This is a genomic window from Chryseobacterium sp. P1-3 (assembly GCF_000738495.1).
In the GTDB taxonomy this organism is placed as follows: Bacteria; Bacteroidota; Bacteroidia; order Flavobacteriales; family Weeksellaceae; genus Chryseobacterium; species Chryseobacterium gallinarum.
In genome coordinates, this window is sequence record NZ_JPEQ01000025.1 from 1 (window position 1) to 12,051 (window position 12,051).

Sequence of the window (12,051 nt, forward strand, 5' to 3'; positions counted from 1 at the left end):
TTATAAGGAATCCGGGGAAATTCTTGAGCCGGGTGTTATTACCCCGGAATGGCGTCTTGATTTTGTACCAACAGCAGAAGGATTTTAATAGTTTCGCTGAAAACCGCTATATTTACCAATACAGGGATCACCTTGGAAATGCGAGGGTAAGACTATACTAAAAACAGCGTAGGTGCTGCTCAAGTGACGGATACTAACAATTATTATCCGTTCGGGTTAAACCATATTGGCCAGGGAAAAGGGCTTTTAGGAGGGTACTTTAATTACAAGTACAATGGAAAGGAGCTACAGGAGACGGGAATGTATGATTATGGGGCAAGGATGTATATGCCGGATCTGGGAAGATGGGGCGTGGTGGATCCGCTGGCGGAAACCTCTAGACGATGGAGTACTTACAATTATGCTTACAATAATCCGATTAGGTTTATTGATCCAGACGGAAGACAAAATGAAGATTGGTTCAAAAACTCTTTAGGCCAAATGGAGTTTAGAGATGATATAAAAAGCCAGCAGGATTTAAATGATAAAGGAATAAAAGGAAGCTATGTTGGTGAGACAGCTCAACAAGGAAATTTAAATTATGCTGCGAACGGAGTGGTTTATGACGAATCTGCTGGAGGGAAACCAATTGCTGATGGAAGAGTTTATGATGTTGGAGAAGTTAAAATAACTCCTAAAGGTGTTATCGCTGAAAGAAATCTTCAGGCTGCAAGAACAAGGCTTGGAGCCGCTGAGTCTGCTATGTTTGGAAAATATGCTTTAGGACTTACTTTTGGAGGTTCCTTTGCTCAGAGTTCAGGAAGCTTAACCTTAGCTTATAACTTAGGTACTGGCCAAGTAAATTTGTTTGGAACTTACGGGGAGCAAGATTTGCCAAGTATAGGAATGGGATTTCAATTTAACATGATGAATGCTTACGGAACAAATCCAGATGGATCAAAATATACAGATGTTTTTGGTGGTGCGGAAGGAGAATCTACAGCTTATTCAGGATCTTATGAAATAGGCGGAGAGTATAGTAAAAGTTCATCAAATGGAAAATTCTCTCCTTATGGCACAGAAACAAGAAGTCTTAACTTAGAATTAGGGTATGGCGTAGGAAAATCTAAAACAAACACTATGAGTATAAGCAATTGGATGAAAGCTAATCCGCAATACTTTAGAATTGGGAAATCTCCGAATTTAAATTAATGTACAAATGAGATTATTTATATTTATTAGTTTTCTTCTTTTATTTTCTTGTGGAAAAGTGAATTGTAACGAATATACTAAAATGCTTTCTAAAGAAGAATGTATTATAGTCGTTGAAACACCTCCTACATCTTCTGTTTATTTTGAAGTAAAAGGCTATGATCCATTCACACAAAAGCCTAAGGTTTGTAAAACTACTAATCGATGGTGGAATTTATATTGGAATGAAATAAAAGCTGGCGATACAATAGTAAAAAATAAAGGAGAGCTAAGTTTTAATATTCATAAACAAGATACTATTATTACTCATTCTTGGAAATGCTATGAATAATAAAAAAAATAAGGCGTAATTTTTTTCGCTTTATTTTTTTTGTTAACATATCAAAGTTTATTTTGTACTTCTCTATTTTAATAGTACCATTAATTTTTTGCATAACAAATGCTTCCTGAGTATTAGTAATAGATCTATTTACTTCATAGACTAGTAAATAATCAGATTTTGAATTTGTTCCTTTAATAATATGTGTTTCCCAATTGATAAGGCTATCATTTTGAATTTGTCCATTTTCACTTTCTATTTTATCAAGTACTAAATTAAATTTTTCTTTGCTTGTTGTTTCTTGGTTAAATAATTTAAATGCTTCCTCTCTGTTATTTTGTTTTATTAGAGAATAGAATTTGTTAGTTATCTTTTGAGCTTCCTGTCTATCGGATTCTCTGTTTTCATAAATTTTATCATAACTACAACCAATAAAAAGAAAAGAAATCAGTATTAGAATATATTTTTTCATAGTAATATTTTTCAATTTTTTTTGGCTCATTTTGTTAGAATTTACTTTTATCTAAAAGCCTGTTTAGTTTTAAAATTTTGGATATAGGTATCAATAACATTAAAGATAATGCTTCTAGTATCTTTTCATTACGTTCATATTTTTACTATAATTTCCCGGAAAGCATCTATCTTCTGGACAAAATCTCCTTGCGACAATCTTTCTGCTTTCTGAGCGCGCTTATTTTACTTTCGATGTCTATTGTGTTACCCATATCTAGCCTGTATTACAGTGAAAATACAAATATGAGAATTTTAGTGCATAAAAAAAGTAAATGATCAAATATAAGAAATAAATCCAACGCTTGCATTTTGATTCGAATTTGCCGCCCGCCACCAGAAAAAGACATTTTTCTCCAACGCTTGCCTAAACTTCCCTGAACTTTAATGCCACAGCAAATTACATAATAAAATTATACGCGCAGCAGTACCTAAACGTTGCCTTCCACTCCGCAAGCTCCGCTACTGGCAAAACCATCGGCACCTATAATTTGAGATTATGTAAAATGCTTTCCTACGCTTCACACAAAGTGCTCCGCTTCCAACGCCCCCGAATCTTCCCATCCCAAAACCAGCACCGAAAAATACCTTTTTGCCCAAGCTTCAACCACCCGAAATAAGGAAAAATGCGCCCCCGCTTTGAATCGAGGTTGAACTTGAGGTATGTTAAAAGGATGTAGATTTGTGGATAAAGCTAAGGCTAAAAGCAACACCAATTTACCCACAAGTCCACAATATTTTTATCCAGTAAAATATCTGCTCTTGCTAGCCAGCATCCTGCTCATGCCAGAATAAAAACAAAAACCTTCACAACAATGAAGGTTTTATTTATATAGAAATAGGGAGTGTTAATTAATTTTTTTAGAATGGGGTACCCATTTACCTTTCGCCATCAAAATCAATAATATTAACGCATATATGCTCTGCCATTATATAGAATAAATGTAATAGATGTAGCTAAATAAGATAATGTTATTTTTGAAAAGCCTCTTTAGGAAGCAGGTTGGCTGTTCTGTAATAACTGATATCTGTTGCTATTTTGTCCTGAAGATCCTGGAAGGTATCATAATCATAATGGGCCCAGTTTTGTTCATTATCAGGATCAGAGGTTTTGTCAACAGCGAGTTCCAGTTTACCGTCTTCCTGGTAGCTGCATTCAATTGCGGCATATTTTTCCCCGTTTTCGTCTGTGGTATACCAGCATTTTATGGTTTTTTCCAGCTGCGGTTCCTGGGTATTTTCATCAATAACCTGGGAACAGATAAAAATTTTCAGGATCATCCGTTTTGAAAACGGTCTTGGAAATAAGTGGATGATCATCTACAGATAACGAATAAAGCTTATTGGTGGAAATAATAAATCCATCAGCAATTTCTCTTCTTTCAATATCGAAGAAGTCTGATTTTTCTTTCAGGTATTCTACAATTTGTTCCTCATCATCTTCTTCACTCAGGAAGTAATTGATGTTGTATATACTGTCTTCACTGATAAATTCAATTTCTTTCAGTAAATCCGAATGCTCCTGGTAATAATACAGGTGATATTCATCTAGCTTCACAGCGTTGTTTTTGGAAATGACTTCTCCAAAAATGTTTTTGTACACTTTTCTCATTTTTAATCATATTATTTAATTTCATCTATTAGTTTAGTGGTGTGTGGGGGGACAAAGATAAGTTTCTTTTTTATCTTAGTTGAAGGCGTAAAATAGTAATTATTTCGCAAGTATATCATATATCCTTTATAAAATCCTCATACTCGTAGTAAAAACGTTCAAATCCGTCCATTTTGTCTACAAAAAATTCATAAATTTCTTGCCATGTACTTTTATTAAAAATTGAAACCCCGTGTTTTTCTACCCAGATTTTACTGATGATCTTTCCGTTTTCCAAAGTGAAATATTCCTCTTTATGAAAATCACCGATGAAATCTTTTAAAATATCTTCCAAAGACCAGATTTTTTCATAATAGGCATTTCTGAAAATTTCATCTTTCATTTCGATATCTAAAGAAACCTCTGCTTTTTTTATTATCAGCAGAAAATTTAAAGGCTAAATCTTTAACCTTGGTATCATAGAGGATCCATTTTCTTGGAAAAGATTTCCCAAAAGCTGTCCAAAACTCTTTCTTTAATTGCTGTGCTTCTTGTTTACTGAACATAAAAGCAAACTTAATGATTTAATGATAAAAAGACAAAAAAGTGAAAAGCCAAATAATTATTGTTTTTATCATTTTACCTTTTTACTTATTTTAGTCATTTCAAACAATTTTCTTTATTTTTGCTGTAATGCTTTCGAAAAAATCTCAATATGCGTTTAAGGCACTTTCATATCTTGTAGAAAAAAGAAATGACGGTCCGATTCTTATTTCCGAAATTGCGGAACATAAAAAGATTCCTTTAAAGTTTTTGGAAAATATCCTGCTTGAATTGAAAAAAGCGGACATCCTTGATAGTAAAAAAGGAAAAGGAGGGGGGTATTTCTTCAGGGAAAATCCTGAAAACGTTAAACTGGCAAAAATTATCCGTCTTGTTAACGGGCCTATTGCCATGCTACCTTGTGTAAGTCTGAATTTTTATGAAAAATGTGAAGACTGTAATGAAGAGCATTGCGGGCTCCACGATGTCCTCATCGAAGTCAGGGATGCCTCACTGAATATTCTGGAGAAAAAAACTTTAATGGATCTGGTTGATTAACCCGGTCCTTTTTTTGAATTATTAGTCTATCTGTTTTGTAGGATAATTATTTTATCAGATATTTGCATGGTCCAATGATATTGTTGTCAAATGGAACCGCAAACACTGAAGTAACAATAATATGGTAATTTCAAGAAAAATCCAGATCAGACTTAATATCCTTTTCATAACCCTTGCCTTGTTATCTATTACAGGTTTTTCCATGTATGAACTAGGGTATATGGATGAACTTTTAACAGTACTGGCAAAAGATCATTACATTTTTTACTGGATGCTTCTGGTGGGCATTTTCGCTGAAATTGTAGCCGGATCTATGGGAATGGGCTATGGAGTAATTTGTACCACAACGTTGATGTTTCTGAATATCCCTCCCCATATTGTAAGTGCAAGTATTCATTCAGCAGAAAGTTTTACCACTGCAGCCGGTAGTATAAGCCATGTAAAACTCAGAAATGTAAGCAAAAGCCTGGTAAAAAAACTGACTGTTCCTGCTGTTATTGGGGCGATTATCGGAGCTGTTTGCCTCACTTACCTCGGAGAATATTATGCTAAAATTACAAAAATCCTTATTGCATTTTATACTTTGTATTTAGGTTTCCGGATCCTGTCCAATGCTTTCAAAGAAAAACAAAACAAAGCCCTTAAAAGAAAAACCAACCTGACAGGCCTTGGACTTATCGGAGGTTTTATAGATTCATTTGCAGGAGGAGGATGGGGACCTTTAGTAACCGGAACATTGATTAAAAATGCATTTACTCCAAGGTTTGCGGTGGGAAGCTCTACTGTAGCCAAATGTATTCTCACCATTACGGCAGCGGTTACCTTTTTCTTTACCCTGGGGATTCAGCACTGGAATATTATCCTCGGACTTTTGATCGGAGGAATCATAACAGCTCCATTTTCTGCAATGCTTACAGCAAAGCTTCCTGTAAAAAAGATGTTTTTAGTGATCGGAATACTGGTGATCATAATGAGTTCTATAACTATTTATAAATCAGTGCTAAGCTGAAAATATAACCTGATGTGGAAAAATAAAGGCTTCAAAAATATATTTGGTTTTGAAAATATTTTACTTTTACATCACTAAATATTGAAACATGAACTTACATATCATTGCACTTTTTAAGTTTAATGAAAATTACCTGATGGAAGCAGTAGAGCTGTTTCAGAATCTTGTAAAGGAAACCAGAAAAGAAGAAGGCTGCCTTCAGTATGACCTTATTGAAGACAAAGACAATAAAGGAACTTTCTTCCTGATTGAATTATGGGAAAGTGTTGAACATCATAACAGGCACAATGGTCAGGACCATCTGCTGGATTTCCGCAGGGATGCTTCCAGGATGATGGAAAGCACAACAGAAGTTTACAAAGGATTTAAAATATATTAAATTGCCCTATATCAAAAGGCGGTTTCAACATTATGAAAACCGCCTTTTTATTAGAAAAAATAGAAAGTATTAAATAAAATTATTTCACGATGAGTTTTTTCGTTTCAGTAGTTCCTCCATAGGTAATCTTTACAAGATAATTTCCGGAAGCAAGGTGAGATAAATTTAAGTCCTGTCTGTAGAAGCCTGCCTGATTAGCAAGATCCGCAGAATAGACTGTTTTTCCTGTAAGGTCATAAACCTCAACTTTTCCTTTATTGCTGGCTTTCTCTTTAATATCAAACAAAACTGTAACTTTTTTATCGGCGGTTGCAGGATTGGGATAAATTCCAAAAGAAGCTTTTTTACCCACTTCTTTGATTCCTAAAGTCTGGGTGATGTTTTTATATTTAAAATACATGTCTCCGGTGGTAGCTCCCCCGTTGGTAATAAAATACATTCTATAGTAATCATTTCCTTTTTTGATGTAATACACTACATCACTTTTCACTGTGCCGATTCCTTTCCATGAATGTCCTACCGTTGTAATATTGGAAGAGAAGTTGGTGCTGGCAGGTATTGAATAGGCTGAAGTGGCCTGAATTTCCGGTTGTACCATGGCTACCTTTACATTAGGGTTTTGAATAGCTCCGGAAAGAGGGTACATCATGATGTTATTATAGAAGGTATAGTATTTGGTAAACATAAGGTCCCAGGCACTCCTGGACGGCTCCATATTGGGAACTTTTGCTCCTGTGGAGAAAGAAAAGTAGTTGAAAAAAGAATCATCACTTCCGTTGGTAATTGTTCTGGTTTCAGTAGGTCCCCAGGCATTTCCGTTCCATGTAGAATATCTGAAAGTATATCCTGCAAATGCTTCATCGATGGCAAACTTTACGTAAGATCCTGTTTTGGTATATTTTAGAACAAAAATAACCCTTCCTTCAATGCGATGCGTTGAAAAATTGTATTCTCCCCAGCCCGTTGGAGAGTAGTTGGGAGACGATGGGGTAGTAATTGGTCCCTGCTCAAATGCTCCCTGGCTTAGATCAGTCGTCTGATCCGGATTGTAAAGGGGAGCTCCCCATGAACCTATATTGTTAATATCGATATTATCCCAGTCGTTCATGTTGGTGGAAGCGGCATATACTTCGATTTCAAGAGCATCATTCACTCTTGAGCCAAAACCGAAATTAGAATTCCTGTAAAAGGCAATATCCCAGGTATTGGCTGGTTGTGAAACCATATTCCCATCAGTCAGGTTGACAAATACACGGTTCTGGTAATTGTTGCCCATAGACATATTCAGCTGGGTATATCCTAATGCATCCGTCTGTGCAAAAACCGTCTGCTGAACAGATAAAGCCAATACAGATGCCAATAATAGTTTTGTTTTCATAATTATCATTTATATTATTAGAACTATTCTACAAAATTATATAATTATTTTTAATAAGTCTAAATAAAAATATGATTTTTGTCGTGTTTACATTGCTAGCAAAAATTAAGAACAGGATAACAAAAAAGCTTTAAAGACTCTAGCATTATGTTTAAGAAGAGCACATAAGTTTAAAAATCATAGATTTCTGTAATCAGGACGGAGATCAAAAATTATCCGTAAACATTTGTGTCTATCTTTGTTATCTGTGGTTACAATTAAAAACCACAAAAGACACAAAAGCTTTTCTACAAATCTAAAAAACCGGCAATAGTCCTGCCGGTTTTACAGTAAAATAAATACTCTGATACTTTTATTTTTTTACGAATTTGGACGAAATGGTTTTTCCTTCTGCTGTTTCAAAATTCAAAAAATAAACTCCTGATGGTAGGGAGCTGATACCAAATTGACGTCCGATTAATTTACCCTCAGATACTTTCTCTCCTACAGCAGAATAGATCCTGATATTTTTCGGAGCTGTTTTAAAAATAAATTCCAATGCGGTCTGATCTGCATTTACTGCAAACCTGATTTCTCCTGCAGATGGATGGTTATCTCTTACACTTAATGAAGAAGAAGTATCATATACTACATCATCGATCTGAACTGCTACATGCTGGCTGCTTGGGGTAAATTTGAATACAAGATATGACCCGGTTACAGCCGGAATAGGAATGCTCTCATTTTGGATGGTTCCGATAGTGTTTACATTAATAGGAGTTCCAACGGGAACGAAAGTAGACATATCTGAAGGATTGCTGGCCACTCCGACCTGAATGGTTCCGGGACCCGGCGAAGGACTCACTAAAGTTGTTTTAAAAGAAAGTGTTTTAGTTCCGGACGGACTCTGGATCTGAGGAGAAATCAAATACGATGAATCTGTGGCGTTGGTTCCCGAATAAGACTGAACAGCTTTATCAGAACCGGTTGTTACAATCATTCTCGGCGGAACCGGAAATGGTGCTGTCCCTGTTACCATAGGAGCAACTACCGCAGACCAGCCCGATTGAGGGAAAGTGGAGTTTCCTGAAGTAAAATTGTCAAAATTTTCATTGATGCTTGAAACCTGGGCCTTCACTGTAAATGCTGAAAACATTAATGTTCCTAAAAGTAATTGTAATTTCATAACGTTATTTTTATTTAGAATTATTACACAAAAATATATATTTATTTTTAATGATTCTAAATAAAAGTTTTATATTTGTCGGAAATTTGTACCCTTATGAAGAAGAAAGTGCTTTCCATTCTGTCATTATCCATAGCTTTTTGGATAAGTGCACAAGAAAAGGATTCTCTTAATCAAAAGAAAATTGAAGAAGTTGTCATTACGGGCCAGTATGTACAGAAGTCAATTAATAAATCCATCTATAAAGTGGAAGTTATTGATGAACAGCAGATTAAAAAATATGGCAGCTACCAATGCTGCTGACGTTCTTAATCAGACTTTAAATATACAGATCACGCCTGATACCAACTCAGGAAATTCTACTGCAAATATCATGGGACTTGGTGGCGACTATGTAAAAATCCTGATCGATAATATTCCTGTTGTAGGAGATACAGGACTGGGAAGCAATATAGACCTTACCAAAATCAGTCTGAGCAATATTGAACGTATTGAAATCGTAAAAGGAAGTATGGGCGTGGAATATGGAAATGGAGCCCTGGCAGGAGTTATCAATATTATCACTAAAAAGAACAGCAACAAGAAATTAAGCATCAGGGCTGCTCTGCAGGAAGAAACAGTAAGGGATGGCTATGACCTGAAAAAAAGAGGAAAGGGAAGGCATATTCAGAATCTGAATGCAGGATATAATCTGAATGACCACTGGTTTGCCAATATCAGTTTTAACCATAATCAGTTTATGGGATACGAAGGCAATAAAAAAGGATATAAACATTTCGGGGATGAAAAGAAGCCGATGAGAGGCTATGAATGGAATCCCAAGGACCAATATGAAATCAATGCTTTGGTCAGATATGCTAAAAATAAGACTTCATTTTTTTATAAGATATCTTATTTAAACGAAAAATTTAAATTTTTATAATCCTGTTTCTACCCCGGAATCTCTTAATGACGGAAATGGAGGAACTACATATTGGGCTACAGATAGAGAGTATAATACAGGCCGGTGGATCCATCAGTTCAATATTCAAACTAACTTCGGGCATATCCGGTATATGGGAGATTTTTCGTACCAGAAGCAGGACAGAAAATATTTTGATTATATCTATGATGTTCCTAGCCGGGCTACAGTCAGTGAAAAACCTGAAAATTCTTATTATAAAACGGATGTGATCTACTCCAGAGGGATGTTCAGCAACTTTTTAAACAATAAAAAGTTTGATTTTCAGCTGGGTTATGAATTAGACCATACCAATGGGTATGCATCACTTATTGCCGGAAATTTCTTTGAAGATAGTGCCAGGAGAAAGATTTTTACCTATGGTACATTCCTGTCTGCCGAATGGAATATTTCAGATAGGTTTTCAGTAAGGCCTGGTGCCAGATTATCAGTGAGTGAGAACTTTGATAATCAGTTTAACTATTCATTCTCCACCAGATGGAAAACATCGGGAAATTCTAATCTCAGAGGAGTATTTGGAACCGCCAACCGATATCCCACCTATGATGAACTGTACACCTATTTTGTTAATCTGAATCATGATATTCAGGGTAATGCGGATCTGAAGCCGGAAAATGGCTATTCGCTTGGGCTTTTCTGGGATCAGGGATTTTCTTTGAGAGACGGATGGAAGTTGAATTATAATCTCGAAGCACTTTACGTTGATCTGAAAGATAAAATAGAATTGGTAATGGTAAAAAAACCTTCTACTTACAAGTATCTGAATATGGATACCTACAGAAGCCTTTTATTTGCCGCCAATGCCAATCTCGTTAAAGACCAGTTCTCTTTGGGAGTAAGGACTTCCCTCAATGGAATTTCTGTTTCAAGATATGATATGGATATTGCTTCACCTACCGATTTCCAATATAATTTCCAGGCAGGTGCCAATGTTTCCTATAAGCTGAAAAACATACATACCACTTTCAATCTTTATTATAAATATACAGGTCCCGCAAGATTATATGTCCTGGAGAACGAAGCTTTCAGGATCGGAAAGACAGATGGTTTCCATATGATGGATTTTATTGTAAGCCAACCGTTCTGGAAGGATCGCCTGGAACTTTCCGCAGGAGTCAAGAATATTTTTGACGTTACTTCAGTCAACAGTACAACGAATGGGGGAAATGCCCATACAGCCGGATCAGACCGTCTCAATTTATATTATGGCAGAAGCTATTTCGCAAGATTAATGTACCAATTCTAAAAGTAAAATATATCATGAAGTATTTAAACATATTTTCATTTCTATTAATAATCACGGCAACACAGTCTTGTCTTTCAGCAGATGAAGACCCTGTTGCAGTACCGCCAATTACAGGATCTATTGTTGACCCCGAGGTTAACGGTGCAAGACAGCCAAACCAGGTCTGGATTGACTTAAGCGATATGAACCCTGAAACCAAAAAACTCAATCAAACCGTTAATTTGCGGACGGATTGGGACCTCGGGTTTTACTCCGGGGATGAATACCGTGTTATCCTTAACAGCTCAGTAGCAATGGCGGTCGCAAAGATTCCTAATGCTACCGATATTAACAAGGTAAAGGAAGCCGATGTCAAAAACCTTATGAATACAGTACAGGTAGGACCTTTCGGACAAGCTGTATTGCAATATATTGATAATCCTGACGGAAATTTTCTGACCCAGACCACAGGAATTGCACCGGTAAAAGAAAATGATGCCGAAAACCCTGTTTACTTACTGAATCTGGGAAGAAAGCTCGATACAGGCTCAAATATTCCTCCGGGTTCTGTTTCTTTGTCAGGAGACTCAAGAGGATGGAAAAAAAATTCAGATTGTAAGGGCTCCGGGTGGGTATAAAATCAGATATGCAGATATAGATGCAACAGAGTATAAAGAATATATCATTACCAAAGATCCGGACTATACTTTTAGCTTCTTTAGTTTTACATCTGGGACAACTGTTAAAATTCAGCCTGAAAAAAAGAAATGGGATTTGGGGTTCACCACTTTTACCAATGAAGTATTTATGGGAACAGCCAGTGCTGGAAGCTACTTTTATGCTGATTTTGTAATCACTAACACCGCAGCAGGAGTAAGTGCTTATCAGGTGAATGTGACAGGCAGCCTGGACCAGGCTTATAAAGCTTTTAAACGAAGTGATGTAGATGCCGGCAAATTCATTTCCAATGATCAAAGGGCAATTGGAGATAAGTGGAGAACGACCACCGGAACTGCTGAAATACAAGGTGCATTTGTGTATACGGACCGGTTTTTTGTTATAAAAGATGCAGCAGGCTTCTATTTTAAACTAAGGTTTAATAAAATGAAGAATGTGGATGGTGAACGTGGATATCCCAACTTTGTGTTTGATCCCTTATAAATTCTGAAATCACCCGTAACAAGTTTTTCTGTTAAAATAATGCAGAACAATAAACGGTAAT

14 protein-coding genes and 2 pseudogenes are annotated in these 12,051 nt (G+C 36.0%); 10 read left to right on the forward strand and 6 right to left on the reverse strand.

The genetic code is table 11. The annotated features are described in order from the left end of the window. The first annotated feature begins 183 nt into the window (after positions 1-183). Together HX13_RS26180 and HX13_RS20805 are read left to right on the forward strand one after the other, a co-directional pair. A complete protein-coding gene (locus HX13_RS26180; RefSeq protein ID WP_050022637.1) occupies positions 184-1,191 on the forward strand; it encodes an RHS repeat-associated core domain-containing protein in 1,008 nt (335 codons plus the stop codon). 82 nt (positions 1,192-1,273) lie between these two features. After that, positions 1,274-1,522 (forward strand): hypothetical protein, encoded by a 249-nt coding sequence (locus HX13_RS20805; RefSeq protein ID WP_238555585.1) that lies wholly within the window; start codon positions 1,274-1,276, stop codon positions 1,520-1,522. Here HX13_RS20805 and HX13_RS20810 read toward each other — a convergent pair. From HX13_RS20810 to HX13_RS20830, 4 genes and pseudogenes are all read right to left on the reverse strand, one after another. Further along, positions 1,494-1,982 (reverse strand): hypothetical protein, encoded by a 489-nt coding sequence (locus tag HX13_RS20810; protein ID WP_128572548.1) that lies wholly within the window; start codon positions 1,980-1,982, stop codon positions 1,494-1,496. The two genes, HX13_RS20805 and HX13_RS20810, sit on opposite strands and share 29 nt — an antisense overlap. 1,010 nt (positions 1,983-2,992) lie before the next feature. After that, the gene (locus HX13_RS20820; RefSeq protein WP_050022641.1) at positions 2,993-3,301 is read right to left on the reverse strand and encodes a hypothetical protein; all 309 of its coding nucleotides are present in this window, start codon (positions 3,299-3,301) and stop codon (positions 2,993-2,995) included. Further along, positions 3,264-3,632, reverse strand: coding sequence for a hypothetical protein (locus tag HX13_RS20825; protein WP_050022642.1), 369 nt, complete (start codon positions 3,630-3,632; stop codon positions 3,264-3,266). The genes HX13_RS20820 and HX13_RS20825 overlap by 38 nt, the downstream gene beginning before the upstream one ends. 115 nt (positions 3,633-3,747) lie before the next feature. Further along, positions 3,748-4,177: pseudogene (locus HX13_RS20830) on the reverse strand (DUF4268 domain-containing protein). Between the two features lie 127 nt (positions 4,178-4,304). Between HX13_RS20830 and HX13_RS20835 the strand changes: the two are divergent. The 3 genes from HX13_RS20835 to HX13_RS20845 all read left to right on the forward strand — a co-directional run bounded on the left by HX13_RS20835 (position 4,305) and on the right by HX13_RS20845 (position 6,100). Then, entirely contained in the window at positions 4,305-4,712 is a 408-nt protein-coding gene (locus HX13_RS20835; protein WP_050022643.1) for an RrF2 family transcriptional regulator, read from the forward strand. Positions 4,713-4,833: 121 nt separating this feature from the next. After that, entirely contained in the window at positions 4,834-5,721 is an 888-nt protein-coding gene (locus HX13_RS20840) for a sulfite exporter TauE/SafE family protein (protein ID WP_050022644.1), read from the forward strand. An 88-nt stretch (positions 5,722-5,809) separates the two neighbouring features. Then, positions 5,810-6,100: a putative quinol monooxygenase gene (locus HX13_RS20845; protein WP_050022645.1), complete on the forward strand. Its 291-nt coding sequence runs from the start codon at positions 5,810-5,812 to the stop codon at positions 6,098-6,100. Positions 6,101-6,179: 79 nt separating this feature from the next. On the opposite strand, the gene HX13_RS20850 is transcribed toward HX13_RS20845, so the two are convergent. Then, positions 6,180-7,478: a T9SS type A sorting domain-containing protein gene (locus HX13_RS20850; protein ID WP_050022646.1), complete on the reverse strand. Its 1,299-nt coding sequence runs from the start codon at positions 7,476-7,478 to the stop codon at positions 6,180-6,182. Between the two features lie 352 nt (positions 7,479-7,830). Then, the gene (locus HX13_RS20855) at positions 7,831-8,643 is read right to left on the reverse strand and encodes a T9SS-dependent choice-of-anchor J family protein (protein WP_050022647.1); all 813 of its coding nucleotides are present in this window, start codon (positions 8,641-8,643) and stop codon (positions 7,831-7,833) included. Positions 8,644-8,739: 96 nt separating this feature from the next. Between HX13_RS20855 and HX13_RS25145 the strand changes: the two genes are divergently transcribed. The 5 genes and pseudogenes from HX13_RS25145 (at position 8,740) to HX13_RS25165 (ending at position 11,990) form a co-directional block, all read left to right on the forward strand. Beyond that, the gene (locus HX13_RS25145) at positions 8,740-8,946 is read left to right on the forward strand and encodes a hypothetical protein (protein ID WP_238555586.1); all 207 of its coding nucleotides are present in this window, start codon (positions 8,740-8,742) and stop codon (positions 8,944-8,946) included. Beyond that, positions 8,924-9,565 carry a TonB-dependent receptor plug domain-containing protein gene (locus HX13_RS25150; protein WP_238555587.1) on the forward strand — a complete coding sequence of 214 codons (642 nt, stop codon included), beginning with the start codon at positions 8,924-8,926 and terminating at the stop codon, positions 9,563-9,565. Before HX13_RS25145 ends, HX13_RS25150 begins: the two co-directional genes overlap by 23 nt. An 82-nt stretch (positions 9,566-9,647) precedes the next feature. Next, a pseudogene (locus HX13_RS25155) lies at positions 9,648-10,850 on the forward strand (TonB-dependent receptor plug domain-containing protein); the annotation flags it as partial. 14 nt (positions 10,851-10,864) lie between these two features. Continuing rightward, positions 10,865-11,467, forward strand: coding sequence for an HmuY family protein (locus tag HX13_RS25160; protein WP_238555588.1), 603 nt, complete (start codon positions 10,865-10,867; stop codon positions 11,465-11,467). 109 nt (positions 11,468-11,576) lie between these two features. Beyond that, complete coding sequence (locus HX13_RS25165) at positions 11,577-11,990, forward strand: HmuY family protein (RefSeq protein ID WP_238555602.1); 414 nt, start codon at positions 11,577-11,579, stop codon at positions 11,988-11,990. Positions 11,991-12,051 lie beyond the last annotated feature (61 nt).